Source organism: Dyadobacter fanqingshengii (assembly GCF_023822005.2).
In the GTDB taxonomy this organism is placed as follows: domain Bacteria; phylum Bacteroidota; class Bacteroidia; order Cytophagales; family Spirosomataceae; genus Dyadobacter; species Dyadobacter fanqingshengii.
In genome coordinates this window covers 5,277,173-5,300,483 of sequence record NZ_CP098806.1, presented here as the reverse complement: position 1 = coordinate 5,300,483, position 23,311 = coordinate 5,277,173, and the positions used below count along the sequence as shown (strand labels likewise).

General features: G+C 44.2%; 20 protein-coding genes. 12 read left to right on the top strand and 8 right to left on the bottom strand.

Translation table 11 applies throughout. The annotated features are described in order from the left end of the window. Positions 1 to 3: 3 nt before the first annotated feature. Together NFI81_RS22210 and NFI81_RS22205 are read right to left on the bottom strand one after the other, a co-directional pair. Positions 4 to 1,269 carry an S-adenosylmethionine:tRNA ribosyltransferase-isomerase gene (locus NFI81_RS22210; protein ID WP_234614944.1) on the bottom strand — a complete coding sequence of 422 codons (1,266 nt, stop codon included), beginning with the start codon at positions 1,267 to 1,269 and terminating at the stop codon, positions 4 to 6. A gap of 11 nt (positions 1,270 to 1,280) precedes the next feature. After that, positions 1,281 to 1,793, bottom strand: a complete 513-nt coding sequence (locus tag NFI81_RS22205) for a hypothetical protein (RefSeq protein ID WP_234614945.1) — start codon at positions 1,791 to 1,793, stop codon at positions 1,281 to 1,283. A 171-nt stretch (positions 1,794 to 1,964) separates the two neighbouring features. On the opposite strand from NFI81_RS22205, the gene NFI81_RS22200 reads away from it, so the two are divergent. From NFI81_RS22200 to NFI81_RS22185, 4 genes are all read left to right on the top strand, one after another. Next, positions 1,965 to 2,207: a DUF8507 family protein gene (locus tag NFI81_RS22200; protein ID WP_234614946.1), complete on the top strand. Its 243-nt coding sequence runs from the start codon at positions 1,965 to 1,967 to the stop codon at positions 2,205 to 2,207. Then, complete coding sequence (locus tag NFI81_RS22195; RefSeq protein ID WP_234614947.1) at positions 2,200 to 2,631, top strand: putative toxin-antitoxin system toxin component, PIN family; 432 nt, start codon at positions 2,200 to 2,202, stop codon at positions 2,629 to 2,631. Before NFI81_RS22200 ends, NFI81_RS22195 begins: the two co-directional genes overlap by 8 nt. Before the next feature lie 4 nt (positions 2,632 to 2,635). Beyond that, complete coding sequence (locus tag NFI81_RS22190; protein WP_234614948.1) at positions 2,636 to 3,196, top strand: cob(I)yrinic acid a,c-diamide adenosyltransferase; 561 nt, start codon at positions 2,636 to 2,638, stop codon at positions 3,194 to 3,196. A gap of 112 nt (positions 3,197 to 3,308) precedes the next feature. Further along, a complete protein-coding gene (locus tag NFI81_RS22185; RefSeq protein WP_234614949.1) occupies positions 3,309 to 4,376 on the top strand; it encodes a branched-chain amino acid aminotransferase in 1,068 nt (355 codons plus the stop codon). Positions 4,377 to 4,458: 82 nt separating this feature from the next. On the opposite strand, the gene NFI81_RS22180 is transcribed toward NFI81_RS22185, so the two are convergent. After that, positions 4,459 to 5,343, bottom strand: coding sequence for an AraC family transcriptional regulator (locus tag NFI81_RS22180; protein WP_234614950.1), 885 nt, complete (start codon positions 5,341 to 5,343; stop codon positions 4,459 to 4,461). Positions 5,344 to 5,505: 162 nt separating this feature from the next. On the opposite strand from NFI81_RS22180, the gene NFI81_RS22175 reads away from it, so the two are divergent. The 5 genes from NFI81_RS22175 to NFI81_RS22155 all read left to right on the top strand — a co-directional run bounded on the left by NFI81_RS22175 (position 5,506) and on the right by NFI81_RS22155 (position 14,001). Continuing rightward, positions 5,506 to 7,335: a sodium:solute symporter family protein gene (locus NFI81_RS22175; RefSeq protein ID WP_234614951.1), complete on the top strand. Its 1,830-nt coding sequence runs from the start codon at positions 5,506 to 5,508 to the stop codon at positions 7,333 to 7,335. Positions 7,336 to 7,639: 304 nt separating this feature from the next. After that, entirely contained in the window at positions 7,640 to 10,825 is a 3,186-nt protein-coding gene (locus NFI81_RS22170; protein ID WP_234614952.1) for a SusC/RagA family TonB-linked outer membrane protein, read from the top strand. 10 nt (positions 10,826 to 10,835) lie between these two features. Beyond that, a complete protein-coding gene (locus NFI81_RS22165; protein ID WP_234614953.1) occupies positions 10,836 to 12,410 on the top strand; it encodes a SusD/RagB family nutrient-binding outer membrane lipoprotein in 1,575 nt (524 codons plus the stop codon). 109 nt (positions 12,411 to 12,519) lie between these two features. Beyond that, on the top strand, positions 12,520 to 13,035 hold the full coding sequence (locus NFI81_RS22160; RefSeq protein WP_234614954.1) for a cupin domain-containing protein: 516 nt from the start codon (positions 12,520 to 12,522) through the stop codon (positions 13,033 to 13,035). 78 nt (positions 13,036 to 13,113) lie between these two features. After that, on the top strand, positions 13,114 to 14,001 hold the full coding sequence (locus NFI81_RS22155; protein ID WP_234614955.1) for a DUF72 domain-containing protein: 888 nt from the start codon (positions 13,114 to 13,116) through the stop codon (positions 13,999 to 14,001). A gap of 45 nt (positions 14,002 to 14,046) precedes the next feature. Here the strand turns inward: NFI81_RS22155 and NFI81_RS22150 are convergent, their stop codons facing one another. Continuing rightward, positions 14,047 to 14,994, bottom strand: a complete 948-nt coding sequence (locus tag NFI81_RS22150) for an MBL fold metallo-hydrolase (RefSeq protein ID WP_234614956.1) — start codon at positions 14,992 to 14,994, stop codon at positions 14,047 to 14,049. A gap of 48 nt (positions 14,995 to 15,042) precedes the next feature. On the opposite strand from NFI81_RS22150, the gene NFI81_RS22145 reads away from it, so the two are divergent. From NFI81_RS22145 to NFI81_RS22135, 3 genes are all read left to right on the top strand, one after another. After that, on the top strand, positions 15,043 to 16,527 hold the full coding sequence (locus NFI81_RS22145; protein WP_234614957.1) for a cryptochrome/photolyase family protein: 1,485 nt from the start codon (positions 15,043 to 15,045) through the stop codon (positions 16,525 to 16,527). A 56-nt stretch (positions 16,528 to 16,583) separates the two neighbouring features. Then, on the top strand, positions 16,584 to 17,027 hold the full coding sequence (locus NFI81_RS22140) for a GNAT family N-acetyltransferase (RefSeq protein ID WP_234614958.1): 444 nt from the start codon (positions 16,584 to 16,586) through the stop codon (positions 17,025 to 17,027). Between the two features lie 125 nt (positions 17,028 to 17,152). Next, positions 17,153 to 18,205, top strand: a complete 1,053-nt coding sequence (locus NFI81_RS22135; protein ID WP_234615359.1) for an AI-2E family transporter — start codon at positions 17,153 to 17,155, stop codon at positions 18,203 to 18,205. A 37-nt stretch (positions 18,206 to 18,242) separates the two neighbouring features. On the opposite strand, the gene NFI81_RS22130 is transcribed toward NFI81_RS22135, so the two are convergent. The 4 genes from NFI81_RS22130 to pdxR all read right to left on the bottom strand — a co-directional run bounded on the left by NFI81_RS22130 (position 18,243) and on the right by pdxR (position 23,238). Next, a complete protein-coding gene (locus NFI81_RS22130; RefSeq protein WP_234614959.1) occupies positions 18,243 to 19,544 on the bottom strand; it encodes an ABC1 kinase family protein in 1,302 nt (433 codons plus the stop codon). A 3-nt stretch (positions 19,545 to 19,547) separates the two neighbouring features. Further along, on the bottom strand, positions 19,548 to 20,234 hold the full coding sequence (locus NFI81_RS22125; RefSeq protein ID WP_234614960.1) for a TetR family transcriptional regulator C-terminal domain-containing protein: 687 nt from the start codon (positions 20,232 to 20,234) through the stop codon (positions 19,548 to 19,550). Between the two features lie 130 nt (positions 20,235 to 20,364). Continuing rightward, positions 20,365 to 21,711 (bottom strand): D-arabinono-1,4-lactone oxidase, encoded by a 1,347-nt coding sequence (locus tag NFI81_RS22120; protein ID WP_445438741.1) that lies wholly within the window; start codon positions 21,709 to 21,711, stop codon positions 20,365 to 20,367. 45 nt (positions 21,712 to 21,756) lie between these two features. Beyond that, positions 21,757 to 23,238, bottom strand: coding sequence for a MocR-like pyridoxine biosynthesis transcription factor PdxR (gene pdxR, locus NFI81_RS22115; RefSeq protein WP_234614962.1), 1,482 nt, complete (start codon positions 23,236 to 23,238; stop codon positions 21,757 to 21,759). Between the last annotated feature and the right edge of the window lie 73 nt (positions 23,239 to 23,311).

Below are 23,311 nucleotides of genomic sequence, written 5' to 3'. Positions count from 1 at the left end.
GCCTCAATCCTTCCTCCACAACAACGAAGAATCCCCATAACTCAAAAACCGATAATCCTTCAACAATGCTTCGGAATAAATGCGCTTCCAATCTTGTCCTATAAAAGCGGCCACGAGCAAAATTAATGTGGAGCCTGGTTGGTGGTAATTGGTGATAATGGCTTTGCAAAGACGGAATGTGTAACCTGGGAAGATAAAAATTTCTGTTTCACCGACAATGTGATCGAGGTCTTGGCTTTCCATGAAGATCAAAATTGCTTCTAATGCTTCGGCAGCGGAAGGCAATTCGTTCTCTTCAAATGGATAAGGATATAGTTTCTCAATAAAAAACGAACTCGTTTCCTCACGAAAAAGCTTTACACCAAACCAATACAAACTTTCCAAAGAACGTAGCGAAGTTGTCCCAACCGGAATAATCGTTTCGAGATTTTCCAGCAGATCAATGACCAATTGTTTGGTAAAAACAACCTGCTCGGAATGCATCCGGTGCTCAGTTACGGAGCTGACTTTGATGGGCTGAAATGTTCCCGCGCCCACATGCAATGTCAAAAATGAGCGTTTTACCTCTTTTGCTTCCAGTTTTTCGAAAATATCCTGAGTGAAATGCAGACCAGCAGTAGGGGCCGCAACCGCTCCGTCGTGGTGCGCGTAAACGGTTTGGTAAGTTTCAGAATCGCGCGCTTCTGTGTCGCGGTTTAAGTATGGCGGCAATGGAATTTCACCAAGGGCTTTTACAATGTCCAGAAATACAAGGTCGCCGCTCCAATTAAACCGAACAAGATTTCGGTCGTAATCCTCATAACTAACGCTCAGAAGAATTTGCTGACCATTCACTTCAATTTCTGTGGTTAGCTGATCCGCTAATTTCCAGCGTTTTTTATTCCCAATCATACATTCCCAAACGCAGGAATGCTGGATGAGCATTGCATCATTGATAACGCGGGTTGGAAGCTCTGGATGCAGCAACAGAATTTCTATGACAGCTCCCGTTTCCTTCTTAAAATAAGCCCTTGCCGGGATTACTTTGGTGTCATTGAATATGAGAAGCGTTTTGGGGGGCAAATTTTCGGGGAGATCAGTGAACTGCTTGTGCACAATTTCGCCGTCTTTGTAAATCATCAATTTCGATTGGTCGCGGACTTCCAGCGGATATTTCGCGACCTTTTCGTCGGGCAGATCATAAATGAATTCTTCAAGCCGGATCGATTCGGCTACTTTGAACCAATCTTTTTGCACACTTTCCGCACTTTCGTTTTCTCCTTCCTTCATCCTTTTCTGACTTATAATTTATCCTCGGGAGCAGGCGCCCACAAAAGTCGCAAAGGCAACAGGAAAACGATGACCATAAGCCCTATACCCACATAATAAAGCCATGAAAAATCAAAAACATCAAGCTTGTATTGCTGGCTGTTTACAGTCGCCAAAGCGAAAAGACTGAATCCGATAATGGTGTTGATAACGGCAACGAGACAAAAAAGCCAGTTAGTAAGGTGCTCATTCAAAGCCTCGCGGTGCTGTGACCAGGCTCTTTTATTCAGGATAGGCAAATGCATGGGATCCACTTTGGGAATATGACGTGCCAGGCCTGTAATCAGTACATTATTCAATAGAAACAGACCCATGATAATGTAAAAGATGTGTTCCTTTTCAAGATATTTTTCTGCTAACCCCGTTTCTGAAAAATCAACGGCAACCGTTTGCGGGAACACCGAATACGTCCATACCAGTGCCCCGATAACCAATAGAAGGGACATCCAGCGCCATACTTTTATAACAAATGTTGTAACTTTCATGAATCAGTAACCTCCGAAAGGTTTTTTCGCCATAGTAAATTTGGGTGCAAAATTAGGTTGGGGAGTTTCTAAAACCTAATTGAGATTGTTATTGATTTATGTTTTGAATGCAGGACAACGTTCCTCTTACCTAAACTAAAATCTTAATATATTTGAAATAAATTGATTCCCATGAAAACGACCCATCACACAACAGGGCTTAATGCCATTCAGATCGGCCTGCTGAGAATGTTCGATCGTCAGATTCCGGATGAAGATGTCCTTGAAATCAAAAAGATCATTGTAAAACATCTTGGCAAAAAATTGTTTGAAGAAGTTGACAGGGTCGTGGAGGAAAAAGGCATTACTTCGGCAGATTACGAGAGCTTGGAAGCGAATGATCTGAGGTCTGATTTAGGCCAAGCGCATGAGTAAATTGAGCGTAGTGATTGATACAAATGTCCTGATCAAAACAATTAACAGGGCGAATTTCGAATTCTTTATCTATCAATCTTTCGAATTAGAAGCCTTTAACTGGGTTGTCAGCACAAGTATTTTAGATGAATATGAAGAAAAATTAACGGAATTCTATTCTCAGAAAACCGCACAACTTGTCCTTGAAATCCTCTGCACCGCTAACAATGTTATTTTTGCTGAGCCTCATTTTCGATGGAATCTGATTAAAGATGATCCGGATGACAATAAGTTTTCTGATTTGGCTATTTCGTCTAACTCCAGATGCCTCGTTACCTTTGACAAACATTTTGATGTTTTCAACAACATTGAATTCCCTAGATTGTCGATAGTAAATCCAACACAATTCCACTCCCTCCTTGCGGAAGCAGAACAAAAATTTTAATCCAATGAAAATATACACCAAAACAGGTGACAGAGGAACGACGTCGCTGATCGGCGGTACGCGGTTGAGTAAGGCGCATGTGCGGATTGATGCTTATGGGACTGTGGATGAGCTGAATAGTTATATCGGAATGCTGCGCGACCAGCCTGTGAATGTGCAGCGGCGGAATCTTTTGAAAGAAATTCAAGACCGGCTTTTTACAATCGGGTCACATTTGGCTTCTGAATCTGACCAGGTAAAGCGGGTTTTGCCCGATTTATTGGAAGATGATGTAACGCTTCTTGAAGCGGAAATGGATGCGATTGATTCCCAAATTCCGCCTTTGCGAGCATTTGTTTTGCCGGGCGGGCACCAGTCGGTTTCGTTTGGGCATATCGCCCGCACAGTTTGCCGGCGTGCGGAACGTGCGGTGATTCATTTGCAGCAGGGTGAAGAGGTGGAGGATATTGTCATTCGTTACCTCAATCGCCTTTCTGACTACTTGTTTATGCTTTGCCGCGCCATGACTTACGAGCTGGAAATTGAGGAAGTTACGTGGATACCAAGGGTCGCTTCAAAAAAATAATTGTTATACTAAATATCTGTTGATTATTGATTTATTTTTTTAAATTGCGGGACTTAAGGAAGAAGCAAAAACTCCTTAAAAAACGATATCCGCAATTTAAATTTTAGGCATCATGACAGCCGACACATTGCAAATAGAGGTTCAGCAGACGACAAATTCACGTTTGCAAGAGGTTGATTTCAATAACCTCGTTTTTGGCCGGAACATTTCCGACCACATGTTTATCGCCGAATACCGCGAAGGTCAGTGGCAAGACCTCCGGATCGTCCCTTACGGCGATCTTTCGCTGAGCCCTGCAACCGCTGCGCTGCATTACGGCCAGGCTATTTTTGAAGGCATGAAAGCCTACAAAAGCGAAGAGGGTGAAGTGCTTCTTTTCCGTGCCATTGATAACTGGAAACGGCTGAATAAATCAGCGGAACGCCTTTGCATGCCAACGATCCCGGAGGAAATTTTCATGAGCGGACTGACAGAATTGCTTCGTCAGGATGCTGACTGGGTGCCTTCGCAAGAGGGTTGCTCCCTATACATTCGCCCATATATGTTTGCTACTGACCCATATATTGGTGTAAAACCTTCTGATTCTTACTATTTTATCATATTCACAAGCCCGGTCGGCACGTACTATGCAAAACCGCCGCGCGTGAAAGTGGAAACACATTTCATCCGTGCTGCCGAAGGTGGCGTAGGCGCAACCAAATGTGCCGGAAACTATGCTGGCTCACTTTATCCGGCCAAGCTTGCTCAACAAGAAGGTTACGATCAGCTGATATGGACCGACGCACGCGAGCATGCTTACATCGAAGAGTCGGGAACGATGAACATTATGTTTATACTGGATGGCAAACTGGTTACGCCGTATGTTTCCGAAACAACATTAGATGGCATTACGCGTAAAAGCATTGTGGCTATTGCACAGCATTGGGGCATTCCGGTGGAAGAACGCAGGGTAAGCGTGAAAGAAATTGTTGATGGTTTGAAAGACGGAAGTCTGGAAGCTGCATTTGGTGCTGGAACGGCCGTTGTTATCTCCCCATTTGCTTCCATTGCTTATGAAGGCGTTGATTATCCACTTCCGGAAATCAAGGAGGATTCATTTGTAAACAAAGTGAAGCATTATTTAACTGACTTACGCACAGGCAAAGAGGAAGATACATTTGGCTGGATGCTGAAAGTTTAGTTTTCTGATCGAATATAAAATGAAAGTTCAGAGTAAAAGTTTAAACCACTTTAACTCTGAACTTTTTGCTTTTACGCCTATTTCAAATAAAAGTCCTCGTCCCAGAATAATTATCCCGGAATTCCTTGGGCGTACAGCCGTTTTTGTTCTTGAAAATCCGGTTGAAATACGATAAATTATTAAATCCGCATTTGTAGGCAATTTCCGAGATCGTGTTGGTTGTGTTGATCAGCGATCTTGAAGCATGTCCAAGCCTGATTTCGTTTAGACTTTCAATGAAAGTTTTCCCTGTCCGTTTTTTGATAAATCGGCTGAACGAGACTTCCGACATCCCAGCAAGCCTGGAAACCCCTTCCAGATTAATTTCCTTGTCATAATTATCACGCATGTACACAAACACCTTCTCAATCCTCCGGCTGTTGAAATTGACATTTTCACCCGTAAATGTGCTGTTTGAAAGCGTCCGCATATTTCTGGATACGGACAGATCGTGCAGGATCGACATTAGTTCGAGAATGGAGTCAAACCCACTTTTCTGTACGAGCGCTGTAAGTCGCGGCGTGATGCGCTCAATGGTCTCTTTGGAAAAAGCAATTCCTTTGGCCGACTTTTCAAGCAGTGAGCGGACAAAGAACAATTGGTTGCGTTTCAGGAACTTGTCATCGAAAAGGTCGCGGTGAAACTGAACGGTAATTTCATGAACCTCAGGCACACCTTCCTCCCATTTATAGGAGTTATTGAGCCAGCCATGCGGCAGATTATTGCCAACCAGCACCAGCTCAGCGTCGTCAATGACCTCAGTATGATCCCCCACAATCCTCTTCACACCCTTGCCAGACAGCACCAGGTTCAACTCAAATTCATCGTGGCAGTGTAAAGGAAAATCAAAAACGGTTTTTTTTCGGGCAAAAATTGTGAAGCAGTCGTACTGAGTTAAGGGGGTAATTTCGCGGTAAATTTCACTCATAAATTATCCAGGTTTACATGCTAAGTTAAATATAACCATTTAATGTCTAAAATGTATTATACCAAATTAATAGAATCCGCAACAACACGATGCATATTGTAATCTATCGTTTCTATTTTAAATTCACCAAAATAACAATACAATGGACGCCTGACCTTTTTCATGAAGATAAAACCGATTGATTTCCTGGTTATCATAGCTTACCTGTTGCTGGTAACGGCTATTGGGATCATACTTAAAAGACAGGCTCAAAAAAGTAAAAATGATTACATGCTTGGCGGGAGATCAATGCCATTCTGGATGCTCGGTATTTCAAATGCATCGGGAATGTTTGACATTTCGGGAACCGTCTGGATGGTTTCCATCATGTTTGTTTATGGCGTAAAAAGCATTTGGCTGCCCTGGCTCTGGCCCGTTTTCAACCAGATTTTCATGATGGTATATCTGTCCGTATGGTTGCGACGATCAAATGTATCGACCGGCGCGGAATGGATGCTTACAAGGTTTGGAAACAAAAAAGATGCATTACCGTCGCATAAGACCATCATTGCATTTGCGCTTTTGAGCTGTTTAGGTTTCATGGCTTATGGATTTATAGGCTTAGGCAAATTCATCGAAATTTTCATTCCCTGGCGTTTTGTGCAACCCTATGTGCCTTTTAATGTGGCACCGGCATATGCGGCGCATTTTTACGGCGTCATTTTTACATTGTTCACGGTATTTTATTCTTTACTGGGTGGCATGAAAAGTATTGTTTGGGCGGACCTGATCCATTATGCAATTATGGTTTTTGTGTCTGTGGTCATCGCTATCATTGCGATGACGGCTTTACATTATGCGCAATCGCTGCCCGTTCCTGTTGGCTGGAATAACATCTTTTTTGGAAAAGAACTGAATCTGGATTGGAGCGCACATATCCCCGAAGTGAATGAAAAAATCAAGGCCAACGGATTTTCTCCTTTTGGCTATTTCTTTGCTTTAATGACAGCCAAAGGCATATTAGCAAGCCTGGCCGGACCGGTTCCCAGTTACGATATGCAAAAGATCCTTTCAACAAAAACCCCCCGCGAGGCCGCCCTCATGAGTATGATCGTAAATGTGGTGTTGCTTCCTACGCGCTACTTGCTCATTATCGGAGTAACCATTCTCGGTTTGTTGTTTTATAAAGATCTCAACATTTCAATCGCGGATAAGACTGATTTTGAGCGGATCCTGCCCGCAGTGCTCAACACATACATTCCTCCCGGCTTACTGGGTTTAGTGCTGGTTGGGCTGATGGGCGCTTTTATGGGAACATTTGCAGGAACATTCAATGCAGCGCAAGCCTACCTTGTGAATGATATTTACTTAAAATCGTTTAATCCAAAAGCCAGTAATAAACAGATTACCAGGATGAATTACTTGCTGGGGCTGGCCGTTGTGACGATCAGTATCCTGCTCGGATTTCTGGCGAAAGACGTCAACACTATTTTACAATGGATCGTTTCTGCCCTATTCGGAGGTTATATTGCCTCCAATGTCTTGAAATGGCATTGGTGGCGGTTCAACAGCAGCGGATTTTTCTGGGGAATGTTCTCCGGGATCATTTGCGCATTAGCTGCTCCCTATGTTTTCCGGGGCACAGTCCCGCTTTTTTATTTCCCCATAATCCTGCTCATTTCAACGATTGGAGCAGTGGCAGGTTCGTTGCTCACGCCGGCAACGGACTTTGATACATTGAAAAATTTTTATAAAACAGTAAAACCGTGGGGATTTTGGGGGCCTGTGGCGGCGGCAGTGAAGGTTGATGAGCCGTCGTTTATGCCTAACCGCAATTTTAAACGGGATATGCTGAATGTTGTGATCGGCATTACAGCCCAGACTTCTATCACCGCTCTACCAGTATTTTTGGTTTTACTAATGCCCGTCCAAACAGCCGTTGCAGCAGCAATCCTGGCGATTTCAACATTAGTCCTATGGAAAACCTGGTATCAGAAGCTTCCTGAAAATTGAGTCCAGCAAATTCAAACCTCATATCCAATGACTGACGTATATTCATAAACGATATAGATCAGGATAAAAAAAGACGCCTAACATTCCACTTCCCGCCCAAGGTGTAGCTTATGCTGAATTAGAACCTGTTAGGGCAAATTTTTAATGAAAATTCGCCATTTCTATCTTGCCAAGCTGTCAAAAATGTGTTATTTTTAGATAAAAAAGAACTATATGGTTATGCGCTCCTCAGTGGTATATTTGACTCGGATTTATTAACATTTCCATGATACCAATCGATTAACCTATCCAGACAAGAAAACGTATGAAAAAAAATCTACTGAACATTGTGTTGGTACTGCTCTCCATGCTGGCTCTCAGGAGTTATGCACAGGAAATGACAGTATCCGGGAAAGTAAATGACGCATCGGGTGGAGAAATCGCCGGTGTGAACGTTGTGGTGAAGGGTACAACCCGTGGAACGACAACTAACGATAAAGGAGAATTTTCCATCGCTGTCGAAAAAGGAAAAACATTGACCTTCAGCTATATCGGATATGTTTCCAAAGAAGTTGTTGTCAATGCGAGTGTACTGGACGTAAGCCTGGCCGCCGAGGCCACTGCACTGAATGAAGTAGTTGTTACGGCCTTGGGTATCAGCCGTGATAAGCGCTCGCTGGCTTATTCTATCACAGAGGTCAACGGAAATAACCTGACGTCTGCACGGGAAGCGAACCTGGGTAACGCGCTTGCCGGACGGGTTGCTGGTGTGAATGTAAGCAAAATCGCTACTGGCCCTGCAGGTTCTTCCAGGGTAATTATCCGTGGTAACAAGTCATTACAGGGCAATAATCAGCCTTTGTACGTAATCGACGGTATCCCTATGGATAACAATAACTTCGGTCAGGCTGGCCTTTGGGGTGGTTCTGATGAAGGTGATGGTCTTTCGAGTATTAACCCGGATGACATTGAATCCATTACTGTATTGAAAGGTGCGAATGCGGCTGCTCTTTACGGCTCTCGTGCTGCGAATGGCGTTATCAATGTTGTTACCAAACGCGGAACCAAGAGAAAAGGCGTAGGCATTGAATTCGGCACCAATTACGTTTTTGAAAAACTGAATGACCTTTCGGATCTGCAAAAAACGTACGGAACGGGTTCATATGTTGAGCGCGTGGCTACCAAACCTGCTAACCAGAACCAGGCTTATGAATGGGGCGACGATTCGTGGGGGCCTAAGTTTGACAACAGCCAGGTCATCGGTTTTGACGGAAAAATGCGTCCATATGCCCATGCAGGCGACAACTTTTCCAGATATCTGAAAACAGGCCATGCTTTTACAAATAACCTGGCGTTCTCAGGCGGCAACGAAACCCAAAATTTCCGCGCCTCGGTGACGAATCTGAAAAGTACTTCTATCATTCCAAATTCAGGATTTGACAGATTAAACCTTTCCTTATCAACCAATGCGAAATTCGGTAAAAAACTGACACTGGACGCCAAAGTGCTTTATTCAGAAGAAAAAGCGAAAAACCGGCCGAATGTATCAGATTCGCCGGGTAATGCTATTCAAACCCTCTGGAGAATTCCGGGAGACCAGAATGTGTTGGATTACTATGGCGATCCTAACAAGCCGGGCGCTATCGCAGCCGGAACAGACGAAGCAAGTTTAAGTCTTTGGGGCAAAAAAGTTGGTGAAGAGTTCCAGCAGGCTAATAACAACTGGGGCCAGAATCCATACTGGACCGCATACCAATTCATTAAATCCGATCAGAAAAACAGGATTATTACTTCGGGACAGTTGAAATATCAGCTTACAGACTGGCTGTTTATTCAGGGACGTGTGGGAATGGATAAATATTCCCGCCGAGCGGAAGGCTTAACGCCGGAAGGGACTGGATATCAACGTGGTGGCGCAAGAAACCTGGGCAACTGGGATGTGCAGGAAGTGAACGCGGAATACACCATTGGGGTAACCAAGGAATTCGGCAAATTCGGCATTACTGCTTTTGGAGGCGGTAACAGAATGCGCAGGAAATACGAATATACCAATGTGTATGGCAACGGATTCAATGTAGCGTTCTTCCCGGCGCTTAATAACTTAAAAGGTAAAACATGGGATTACACACCGGAGGAATCGGGTATAAATTCCCTTTTAGGATCAGCGGAAGTTTCTTATGATGGTTTCCTGTTCGTAACTGCAACAGCAAGAAACGACTGGTTTTCAGTACTTAATCCTGAAACCAACAGCATTCTTTATCCATCGATCGGAACAAGTTTTGTGTTTTCCGACGCAATCAAAACATTGCCAGCCTGGATTTCTTACGGTAAAGTGAGAGCATCCTGGGCCCAAGTGGGTAATGTTACCATCGGGCCATACGCAACAAACCTGACTTACTCATTGAACGGAAATCCACATTTGGGTTATCCAATGGCTTCTTTCTCTTCTGCGATGGGCAACGGAGGAAACATTCCCAACGCGTTGCTGAAACCGCTCACGGTTACGGAAACAGAAATCGGTATAGATTTCCGTTTGTTCAACAACAAAATTGGCGTTGACTTCACTTACTACGACCAGCAAACGACAGACGATATCCTGAACGCAACCATTTCAAGAGCCTCCGGCTTTGGCAGCACTTCTGTAAACCTTGGGAAATTGCAAAACAGAGGGATCGAATTATTGCTGACTGCGACTCCGTTGAAATCCAGCAATGTAACCTGGGATCTTACCCTTAACCTGGCAAGAAACTCCAACAAAGTAAAATCGCTGATCGATGGTGTGGATGAGCTGGTTATGGATGAACCCCGTACGCGGAATTCTTACATTAAAAACATTGTCGGCCAGCCATTTGGTATGATCACAGGCCGCGTTCAGAAACTATCTCCTGATGGCCAACCTGTTTTTTACAGCGATGGCCGTCCGGTAGGTTCGGCGGGTTACGAAGTGATCGGAAATGGTATCGCGAAGTTGACCGGAGGTCTTACCAACGCATTCAATTACAAAGGATTTGACCTGTCATTCCTGGTTGACTTTAAGGTTGGCGGCGACATTCTTTCCGGAACAAACATGAGACTCGACCAGTGGGGCGTAAGCAAGCGTTCGCTGCAAGGCCGTGAAGGAGAAGCTCCGCTGACTGTTTCGGGTGTAACGCAGGAAGGGACTGAATTTAGGCCGTTTAACAAAACACTTACTCCGCAGGAAGCTTACAACTATTGGGGATCTGTGGGTGGCGAAGCGGATGCTGTAACGAACATGTATCTGTACGATGCATCATTTGTAAAATTGAGACAAATGACATTAGGATACTCTTTCCCCAAAAAATTATTGGAAAAAACGCCGCTGCAAAACCTGACGCTTTCTTTCGTAGGTCGTAACCTGGCCATTCTGTTCAAGAATATCGATAATGTTGATCCCGAATCAACTTATTCTAACGGAAACTCGCAAGGTTTTGACTACTTCGGATTCCCTTCGACACGCAGTTACGGTTTCAATTTGAGAGCAACATTTTAATTATCGAAAAATGAAAAATTTGAAAAAATATATAAAATACGGTCTTGCTGTGGTCCTGGTTACGGGTTGCGACACCAAACAACTGCATGACCTCAACGTCAACCCGCAAGCGCTGAACGAAGTGGACCTGAATTTTATCTTCACTTCAACTGAACTTGCAATCGCTTCCAATGGTACAACGGGCGACAACAGATACATTGACTGGCGCACAAACATCGGAATGTGTGCTTATGCAATTCAGCATCTGGCCAATTCCGGCGGTGGAATTGCTCCGGGGGATAAGTATCAAAGCAATGCCGAGACGAATGCAGCGCCTTTTGAATTTACTTACAATGACCAGCTGAAAAACATCGCTGAGATCCTGAAACAATCGGGTCCGGGTGGTTTTGCGGAAGGCAAATATAAAAATATGCGTGAGGCCGCCAGGATCATTCGCGCATTCAGTTTCGCCAGATTAACCGATTTCTATGGCAATATTCCGTATTCAGAAGCCAACAAGGGCATTGAGGGGATCTTTTTCCCAAAATATGATACACAGGACGTTGTCTATGCCGACTTGCTGAAAGAGCTGGACGAGGCGACGGCTGCATTAAGCGCTTCTAACCCGGATGAAGGGTTTAAGGCAGCGGATTTTATTTATAATGGAGACATTACAAAATGGAAAAAATGGGGTTACTCGTTAATGCTTCGCCTCGCCATGCGCATTTCCAATGTGGATGCAGCCAAAGCAGCAACTTATGTTACCAAAGCGGCAGCGGGCGGTGTTTTTGCAAGCAATGCAGACAATGTTTGGGTTAAAATGTCTGACGGACCCAATGAATGGACAAACCAAAATGGTATTTCAAGGGCTTTTGACCCAGGTGATGGCGGCCAGCCAACTTACCTGAGCGCAACATTGGTCAACTTCCTGAAAGGCACAAATCCAGGTGTTGCTACGGATGATGATCCCCGGTTAATGATCATTAGCGGCGGCATAAATGGAACCATTGTTGATCCTGTGAAACAAAAAGGAATGCCAAACGGCTATGATCAGGCCATGCTCGACAAACTGGAAGGCAAGCAAGTTGACGTGGCCAAAACATATTCACGTATCAACACCAAAATGCTGCAAGATTCAGATCCATATATGATTATGAATTATGGAGAAGTGGAATTCCTGCTTGCAGAGGCGATTGAGAGAAAAATCGGAACAGGAATAGCCGGCACCGCAAAGTCGCATTATGATGCGGGTGTAAAAGCTTCTATGCAAATGTACACGCCATTTGACGCAACTTTGACTGTGGCGGACGCGGCTGTTACCAAGCATCTGACAACCTATCCATACGGCGTTACTAAACCTGCATTAGAAATGATCGGTGAGCAAATGTGGGTGAACAAATTTTTCAACTGGTGGGAAGCATGGTCCGACTGGAGAAGAACAGGATTTCCTAAATTGACGCCAACCAACTATCCGGGTAATGTAACAGGCGGCACAATTCCTGTAAGACTGCGCTATCCAACCAATGAAGTGGCAGGAAACCCGAATTACCAGACAGGCGCAACTTTGCCTGACGACTTCACTACCAAAGTGTGGTGGGATAAATAGTATAAATTAGTAGATATAATTCAAAAGGTGTCCTGAATATTTTGGGGCATCTTTTTGTTTTTTATCCTAATTTTGAAACCATCACCTGATTTTACCAACATCCAGTTTTATGATACAATCATTTACAGCAACAGCCGATAAGGATGTTGTTTTTGCAAAAGTCCAGCAGTTTATAGACGAGCAGGGATTTACCGTGGTCAGTAAAGATCATTCAAGACCCTGGGGCGGTTTTTTTGTATTGGAAGAATCTGAAGCGCCGAAATTCATATCTACATTTTTCCCGCATTTATCCCTGAAAGACTTTGCGGGTTATGAGAAATTAAGCCCGAAAATATTGGTTGTGGCGCCCAATAAGCGTCTTTCGTGGCAATATCATCATCGCCGTGCAGAGATATGGAAAGTGATTGGCGGCAATGCCGGCATTGTGATCAGCGATACGGATGAAGAAACACCATTGCGCCAGTTACCGATCGGAACAGTGGTTGATTTGAAAAAAGGGGAGCGTCATCGTTTGGTAGGCGTTGATGAGTGGGGCTTTGTGGCCGAAATCTGGCAGCATACCGATCCTTCAAATCCATCTGATGAAGACGATATTGTTCGCGTTCAGGATGATTTCGGAAGATAAACCATTTGAGATTTCCCCGTTTCCGTTGGTTTAAACCAACGGAAATTTAACTTATTGATACACTTTAGACGTTCGACCATGAAATTCGGGAAAGTTGATAATCCAGATGACGTAGATTTTAAGTTGCCGGATGACGCGGCTGCTAACAAGAAGTTGTTAAACGACGCAAAAAAAGGCAAGTCGAATATTTACATTGGTTGCGCTAAGTGGAACAAGGCGGATCTCAAAAGTTTTTATCCAAAAGGAACAAAGGACGAGCTGGGTTACTATGCAACACAGTTCAACAGCATTGAATTGAATGCTACTTTTTATAACAACTTTCCTGTTGAGACAATCGAAAGCTGGTATAACAAAACACCTGCTGAATTCCGGTTTTTCCCAAAACTGCACCAGGGAATAAGCCACTGGAAACGCCTGAAAGATGCAAAAGAACCCACGGAAGTGTATCTCGACGGCATTGCACATTTGCAGGAAAAACTGGGAATGCTATTTCTTCAAATGCCTGACAATTTCGGTCCCAAAAACTGGGAAATACTGAAAGCATACCTCGAAGAATGGCCATCCGGCTTCCCGTTGGCCCTGGAACTGCGTCACACAGGCTGGTATGACGGCTCTTTTGACAGCGAAGAACTCTATAAAGTCCTGGAAAAGAACAACATTACCCACATTGTCACCGACTCAGCCGGCCGCCGCGACTTGCTGCACATGCGACTAACAACGTCAACTGCATTCGTTCGCTATAATGGTGCAAATGTAGATTCTGACTACACCAGGTTGGATGATTGGTTTGAAAGACTGAAACTGTGGGTGGAAGAAGGGATTGAAAACATCTACTTTTTCGTCCACCAAAACCATGAGGAAGCATCGCCGTTGCTTTCTGCATATCTGATTGAAAAATTCAATGAAAGGCTGGGAATGGAGCTCAAAGTTCCTGCACAACCGACGCCTGCTCCCGCGAAAAAATAATGTTATCAACTTCCGGACCGAATGTGATTTTCGGGCCGGAAGTTGTTATTTCAATTCAAATGCTTTGCCTTGTTCAGGGAAAATAAGATTCAATCCCAATGCATTATCCGAAGCAAGTTCTGCCTTAATCTTTGATTCATTGTCTGCCGTCGGCTTCATGTGCGTAATAACCACATTCAATCCTTTCATACTTTCCACGCCCGATAGCGCAGCCAGCACATTTAATTCCTTCATAAACCATTTTGGCGTCAAATGACCATATAATTGTCTGTCAAGCTGTTTATTAGGATAGGAAACTTCCAAAAAAATCCCTGCAAGCTTCGACTTCACCAACGGCGCAACCGCTTTCCAAATCGTTGCCATCTTATCCGACTTCTCCACTTCGTCTGGTCCGGTATCACCAAAATATAACAAGTAACTTTCCCCTTTTTTGATCAGAAAAGCTGTGCTTTCGTACGGATTGGAATGGCTTAGTTTAAATATCTTAACCGACATTTCAGTCTGCTCAATGTCCACTTCCTGATCCTCTCCCAGCATTTTATAACTATACTTTTTCAAAGCCGGACTGGCCCCTTCGTTCGTCAGGTTCGGCCAGCTTTCCCAATTGAAATAGTTGCTTTTTAATGTCTCAATGCAATATTCTGTCCCATAAATGTTCTTAGTAGTGTCTTCCACGGAATTGATGACCATTCCCGAGAGATGGTCCAAATGCGGGTGGGAGATCAGGTAAGCCTTGATATATTTCCTCAAAACAACCTCTGCCGGGACAGGGAAAACTTTATTCGCTACTGCTTTCGCAATGCCGTTCGTAACCGTTCCCCCGTCCAGACAAACAAATGCATTCGAATTGACAGGTGCGACCATATAGGCCGACAAATTACCATCGTCTCCTCCTCCCCTTACGCCCAACGGAACAACCCGGAAACCGTCCTGCGCGGCGCAAAAACAGATCGAAACGATAAAGACCAAAAACGATGATAACAGGATTCGCATGATTTTAGTAAGAAAGTTGGTCGAAAGGAATCGACAATTGAGAGACAAATGAAGTCAATTACATTAATTTTTCCACATCAATTATTTGAGAAACATCCTGCGCTCGCGCCTGGAAGAGATGTGTTTTTGGTTGAAGAAGATTTGCTTTTCAACCAATTCTCCTTTCACAAGCATAAGTTGCTTTTCCACAGGACTTCCATGCAAGCTTACAAGGCGCATTTGGAAAGCGAAAAATTGAATGTGCATTACATTGAAGCCCAAAACGCACTTGCGGATATAAGGAAATTGGTTCCTATGCTGAAAAATAACGGCGTTGAAGAGATCTATTATGCGGATGTCACGGACAATTGGCTTCAAAATAGACTAGCAGCTGCGGCTAAGCAGAATCAGATTGAGCTTATCCAATTCGAAACGCCGATGTTTATCAATTCGAAAGAGGATCTGGAAATGTATTTCATGAACAAGAAAAGATATTTCCAGTCGGATTTCTACACGGTTCAGCGGAAAAAATATAAAATTCTTGTGGATGAAGCCGGTGAGCCGGAAGGTGGCAAATGGAGTTTTGACATTGAAAACCGCTTAAAATTTCCAAAAAAACAAGAACCTCCGGTTATTCGCTTTCCGGCTGTAAATGAACATTATAGCGAAGCAAAAAATTACGTTGAGAAACATTACACGAACAATTACGGAAAAATTCCGGACGAGATTCGCTTCCCGATAACCTTTGAAGAAAGCGACGCTTGGTTGGAGCAGTTTTTGGTAAAACGCTTTGAAGAATTTGGCAAATATGAAGATGCAATGGTCATTTCGGAGCATTTCCTGCACCACAGCGTATTAACGCCCATGTTGAATACGGGCTTGCTGACACCGAAAAAAGTCATTAACGTCACCTTGCGCTATGCACGGAAACACGACATTCCACTCAATTCAGTAGAAGGATTCGTCAGGCAGGTGATTGGCTGGCGGGAGTTCATCCATGGTGTATATGAATTCAAAGGGAGCATAGAACGAACGCGAAACTATTGGGGCTTCACCCGAAAAATTCCTGAATCATTCTGGACCGGAACGACGGGAATTGAACCGGTGGATATCGTCATTAATAAGGTGCTTGACACCGGTTACTGCCATCATATCGAGCGCTTAATGGTCATTGGAAACTTTATGTTACTATGTGAATTCGATCCGGACGACGTGTATCGCTGGTTTATGGAGCTTTTTATCGATGCTTATGACTGGGTAATGGTGCCCAATGTTTACGGGATGAGCCAGTTTGCCGACGGCGGCCTCATGGCAACCAAACCCTATATCAGCGGCAGCAATTATCTCATGAAAATGAGCGACTTCCCGAAAGGCGACTGGCAGCAGATCTGGGACGGGCTTTTCTGGCGATTCATGGATAAAAACCGCCAATTTTTTCTGAAAAACCCAAGGCTGGGCATGTTGATCAGAACATTTGATAAAATGGAAGAACCAAAGCAGCAAGCACATTTGCAGCACGCCAACGACTTTTTAAACAAACTCGACAAACAGTAGCCACTGATAATGATCTAAGCGCGTAATTTTGAAATCATTCTCTTAAAACCCTCACTATGATCCGAACAAACAGTGAAAATCCGGATTTCAAACGCCTAACCGACCTCCTGGACGACGAGCTTTGCCTCCTATACAACACAAAAAAAGCGGATTACGAAGAATATAACCGCATTACAAACCTGCCCACGGTGATACTGGCTTACGCGGATAACCATGCCATCGGCTGCGGTTGTTTCAGAATTCATAACGAAAAGACCATTGAATTAAAGCGCATGTTCGTCGAACCGGCATTCAGAGGAAAGGGCATTGCATCTGCCATGGTGACAGAATTAGAGCGTTGGGCAAAAGAACTGGGCTTCCAGGAAGCAATTCTGGAAACCGGCAACAAACAATCCGAAGCTATTGCGATGTATCACAAACTCGGCTACAACTATTCCGTAAAACACGACCAGAATCAAGAAATCGGGCATAGTGTGTTTATGAGGAAGCTGCTTGTTTAATGATGTAGCAAGAACCCCCTATTTTACATTAAATTAGATCGCTAAACATCCAGACATTGAATCCACTTACCCCCGCCCCCTTCCACGAAAAACTCACCTACTCCCTCCTGGCTATAGGCCTGGTCATGTTGGGAATTTACCTTGGTCAGGATATCATTGTTCCGTTGGCCATGGCGGGTTTGATTGCAGTTTTGCTGAGGCCGGTTGAAGCTTGGCTTACTCGGATGGGGATGCATAAGGTGCTGGCAATTACGCTTGCGGTGCTGCTGGCGGTTGTTATTGTTTCCGGCGTGGCGATTCTCCTTTCAATGCAGCTTTCTGATTTTTCGGATGAGTGGCCAAGGCTAAAACGCAACATTAATGAGTTTTACCAAGATGCTCGGCGATGGATCCGGCGGGAATATAGCGTCAGTTATAGTAAGCAGGCCGAATATCTCAAAAACGCCCAGACAAAAACGCTCGAAAATTTCCAGGGTGCCGAGACGCTCGGCGTGGTGACTGGCCCGCTGGGAACATTGATCCTCATCCCTATTTACGCATTTCTACTCCTATATTACCGAACAATGCTGCTGCATTTCATGGTTGTTTTGTTCGCAGAAGAATACAAACCGCGCGTGCTGGAAGTGCTTGGAGAAATCAAATCCATCATTCAAAGTTATATGGTGGGCTTGCTCTTGGAAACGACGGTCGTTGCGGTGCTGAATTCTGTTGGACTATTACTTTTAAATGTGCAATATGCCATGCTGCTGGGCATTATGGCAGCTATCCTTAACCTTGTCCCCTACATTGGCGGGCTCGTGGCAACCGCGCTGGCCGTTATGGTTACGTTTATCAGCCATCCCGATGCGCATACATTGCTGGGCGTTGTGGGGGTATTTATTGCGGTTCAATTTGTGGATAATAACTTCCTGGTGCCATTAATCGTCGGCTCCAAAGTGAAGATCAACGCATTGGTCTCGATTGTGGGCGTGCTGGTCGGCGGTGCGCTGGCTGGTTTGTCGGGAATGTTCCTTTCTATTCCGGCGATTGCGATGATGAAAGTGGTGTTTGATCGGATTGACGGGCTAAAACCGTGGGGGATTCTACTTGGCGACCAAACGCCTGAACAAGCAAATAATAACCTGTTCAGGCTTGTAAATAAGCGGAAGGCTAAAAAGAAAACCGACGAAGATGTTTAGTCCTTCGCCGGTTTGAAATAATTTAATAATCAATCAATCACAATGCTAATTGCTTCGTTTCAACAGTCGCTTTCAAATCGTGCAGCAGGCTGAAAAGCCCGAAGAATGTGCGGTTGATATAAATGAAATGTTTAGATCCACGGTTCACATTCATTTTCCGCAGCTCCTTATCATTAGCGTATTTCTCACCCAATGCCGCCAATTTCCCAAAGAATGCTTCATCCGAAAAATCGAATGTTTCAGACTGGAACGGCTGGGTTAGCAAGGAAAGGATCTCTTTGAAAAGCTTTGAAAAATAAACCGTTTCCTGAGGTGTGTCTTTGCTCGAAAGAATTTCCAAAGCTTCCATTCTCGAATAGAAAATTTCAGGATCATTCAATTTCTCCGGCTCGGCCAACTCAAAATATGGCGTATAAAACGAATCCGGGATCTCTTTGATGCACCCAAAATCAATGGCGATCAAATTTCCCGCTTCATCAACAAGGAAATTGCCCGGATGCGGATCGGCATGCACTTTTCTTAGTTGGTGAACCTGGAACATATAAAAATCCCAAAGCGCCTGCCCGATCTTGTTGGCCAAATGCTGATCTGTATTCATTTTAGTGAACTCAGACAAATGCTTGCCCGTCATCCAATCCATTGAAATCACCTTTTCGCAGGAGAATTCGGGATAATACTTCGGGAAACGCAAATTTGGGATATGTGCGCAAGCCTCAGCGATTTCTGTGCTCTGAGCTATTTCCAGAAAATAATTGGTTTCCTCCGTCAACTTGGTTTCCACCTCCTTGAAATACTTATCCGAATCCTTCGCCTGAATGTTGAACATGCTCATAGCAATCGGTTTCACCATTGCCAAATCTGAGGAAATGCTTTCCGCAACGCCCGGATACTGGATTTTAACGGCCAGATCTTTCCCATCTTTCGTCGCCTTATGCACCTGACCAATGCTCGCAGCATTGATCGCATTGGCGTCGAAAGAATCGAAAAGATCCAATGGGGATTTGCCAAAATATTTTCTGAATGTCTTTACAACCAGCGGCGCCGACAACGGCGGAACGGAGAATTGGGACAAAGAAAACTTTTCCACATAAGCCTGCGGAAGGAAATTTTTCTCCATACTCAGCATTTGCGCCACTTTTAATGCGCTGCCTTTCAGGTTTTTAAGTCCGTCATAAATATCCTCAGCGTTATTCGTATTCAGGTTATCCCGCGCCGACTCGGGATTGGTGATCTTCTCACCGTAATATTTCAAATAATTACCTCCGATTTTTACACCGGTCGAAATCAATCTGGTTGCACGCTGAATTTTCGAAGTAGGTATGCTGTCAATTGTTTCCATTCCTTACTTCAACTTTTCTTTAATGAGAAATTTACCAAAATCGATCACACTTTCCAACGGCGTGATATCGATTAGATCAAATGTTGCACGGATTGATTTTTCGATAAAAAGATCTGTTTTTTCAAAGCCAATGGACTCATCGTCAAGCCAGAATTTGAGTGTCACCATGAACTGGATCCATGCGCCTTCTTCCAATGCATCCTGTTGCGCTTTGCGGATCCGCTCGCTTTTTGATTTGAGATAACCTTCGCTGATCTCACCGATAAATGTCTTGAACTGGTTCCTGAAATCCTTCAATTTCATCAATCCGGCCAGGCGGTTCTTTTCACTTTTCAGATCAAAGACAACATAACTCCTATTAGCTGTAAGTATTTCAAAATAAGTGAAATAGTAAGTCAAAAGCTTATCCCTGAAACCAAGCACAGGCATATCGCCACTCTGGTTCATAAGTCCAACCGCAAGCCTGTGAAAGCTCACAAAAACGCTTTTTTCAATCGCTTCGATTGAAGAGAAATGTTTGTAAAATTCCCTTTCAACAATGCCATGACGCTTGCAAAACAAGTAAACCGATTCCGGTTTTTTGTTCTGTTCAAGGCAATCGTGCATATATAATTCCGTAATCTTATCAGATGTGATTTCACGAGCCGCAGCAGGTTCTGCGACCGGAAGTTCCTTTAATTTTGCTGCCATTATTTTATTTGGTTTACAATGTTAATCCACGCTTACAAAACGAATGTTAGTCAGCATAAAATATTCATAGCGGACTATTTAGCAACAAAATAAAGGGCAATAATCATTCACGAAACCGTTTATTAATTTTCTAAACCCTGAAAATATTCAGGTTAAGGAAGTCATTCCTAAACTTCCCTTTTGGATCCATTTCAATAGCCAGTGTTATGAATTCTTCCATTTTAACATATCGCTTAGCAAGCAGGTCCGGAGAAACCGAAAACAATTTACCCCAATGCGGGCGCACATCATAGGGCGCCAGTTCACGCTCAATGATTGGCAGCAGCTTGCTAACCGCATCCCATTCCTGTTTCCAGGTAAAATGAATCGCCACAGAATCCTGCTTGTAACACGGGCTCATCCAAAAATCATCCGCCGCAATGGTCCGGATTTCAGAGGTCAGCAAATGTGGGCCAACCTGATTTCCGAGCTTGGAAATGGCCATAATAGCGTCTACCGCGTTTTTTCTCGGTACAAAAAATTCCGATTGCAGCTCCACGCCGCTGCTCGGTGTAAAACCCATTTTAAAATGCGGCATGCGTTCGTACCAGGGGCCGGAAACGCCCATTTGTTCCGTGCAGTTTTCGGCAGAAAGTTCAGGGATCGGATGCAGGTTTTTAGTAGCTAGTTTTGCACCAAAGAATTCCTTTTCGGGTTCCAATGGCTTCCCGTCTTCTATCTTTTGCTTAACCCAAACTTCCGTAATGTCCTTACTCTGCCAATTTGTAAACAAACTCACACTATATCCGCTTGATTCTATTTTCTCAAAATTATCCTTCAATTGATCCAGAGGCAGATTTTCGTAAACAAACTGCCCCATCATAAATGTTGGCACCATATCCAGCGTAACCTTCGTAACCACACCCAAAGCCCCCAAATTCACAACAGCCGCATTGAATTTTTCTCCGTCATTTTTACGGCTCAATTGCACCACCTCACCAGCCGCAGTTACCATTTCCATCGCCGACACAGCCGTTGCCAGGTTTCCGTTTTTATCCCCGGATCCATGCGTGGCCGTGGCGCAGGCGCCCGCAACGGAAATGTGCGGCAGCGACGCCAGGTTATGCAGCGCAAAGCCTTTTTTATGCATATAGGGGCTTAACTGACCATATTTCATACCGGAATTAACCGTAACTGTTTTATTTTTTTCATCCAAAACAATGTGTTCCTCAGCATTCACCAGCGAGATAAACTGGTCCTTCGTATCCGCAATATTGTTGAAGCAATGCCGCGTTCCAAGGACTTTTAGCCTGGGATATTTCTTAACAATCTCCTGAACCTGTCCCAAAGTCTTCGCCTGATCCAGCCGCTCTGTGCTGTATTCCAGGTTTCCGGCCCAGTTCTTCAACTTATCGGCTTTCGCCCAGCCAGTTAATGGCGTAAATAATGGAGCTGTCATTAATGCGGATGAAAGTTTAATAAAGGTTCTCTTGTTCATATATTGAGAAAGTAGCAAAGTGAAAACCAGAAGGATATGATTAAATCACAAATTAATTGAATAATTCAGGATTTCAACCGCCGTCCTTATTTCTCCTTCGTCCAGGTTTCCGAATCCAAGTCGCATAGCGCTGAGGTGTCCGGTCTGGAAAAGCAATGTTTGAGGTAAATGCAGGTTTTGCTTCAAACAGTTTTTGCTAAGACGCATTAAATTTATATCCTTTCGCCATTCCGTCCAGATAGCAAGGCCGCCCGGCGGTGTTTTAAAATTGAGATATTCCTGAAAATCTGCTTGCAGTAATGTCCCTAAAAGATCCCGCCGCTGGTGATAAATCTTTTGCGCTTTCTTGATATGCCGTTGAATTTCGCCCTCATCCAACAACTCTCCCAAAGCCTGTTCCATCATTAAATCGCCTTGCCGGTCAATGATCCTGCGAAATTTTCCGAGCTCAGTGATCAGATTTTGCGGCGCAACAATGTAGCCGGAGCGTAATCCGGGCGCCAAAGCTTTGCAAAAGGAGCCAATATAAACCACCATTCCCGCCGGATCGGCGCTTGCCAGCGGTAAAACCGGACTACTATTGTAATGAAAATCATAATCGTGGTCATCTTCCAGAATGATGAAGCCATATTGCACAGAAAGATTAAGCAATTCCATGCGCCGCTCCGCGCTCAGGGTCACAGTAGTCGGGTAATGATGGTGCGGTGTAATGTAAAGCATGCGGATACGCTTCGTTTCGCATAATTTCCGCACGGCGTCCACAGAAATGCCCTGCTCATCTACCGGAACCGAAATAATGTTGGCCCCCGCCTGCTGGAAAATCATGTTCGCCACGTAATAACTCAGGTTACCTACCACCACATTGTCACCCTTTTTTAGGAGCAGCATAGATGCCAGATAAATACCCATTTGTATTCCGCGCGTCGTTATAATATTCTCTTTTCCAATGTGCAATCCCCGCGTATTGTTCAGATAATCAGCAAGTTTTGCTCTAAAAAATGCATTACCTTCAACGTGAGAATAGCTGAGCAATTTCCGGTTGTTATTTCTCCTCAAAACGCTCGAATAGGCTTTTGCCAGCTTGTCCATAGGAGCCAGGCGCACGTCCGGAAGCCCGTCGGTGAATTCCAGCTCGGCTTTGGAAACGGACACCGGCCTGTCCAGAAGCATGCTTTCTTCAAATGCAAAGCCAGTTTTTTGAGGATATTTAACTAAATAATCAGCATTAAAAGGCAGCGGCTTGCCGGAAAGTGCGGATGATTTTTGGGTGACGAATGTTCCTTTGTTGGGCCTGAGTTCGATCCAGCCCTGCGCATCTAGCTCATTATAAGCCGCTACCACCGTTTTTCTGTGCACTTCCAGAATTTCAGCAAGCGAACGGGTTCCCGGTAACCTGGCTCCCGTATACAACACACCGCGTTGGATCGCATTGATCATCTGACGCGATATTTGAAGATAAACCGGCGTGTTATTTTGCCGGTCAATGGTCACAATACTCTGGAATGGAATTTCAACCGGACTACTCATAAACTTAAAACCGGAGCATATTAACAGTCCGGCAAGATAGTAAGTTTGTCGAAAATAATTTTGATTCTGATAA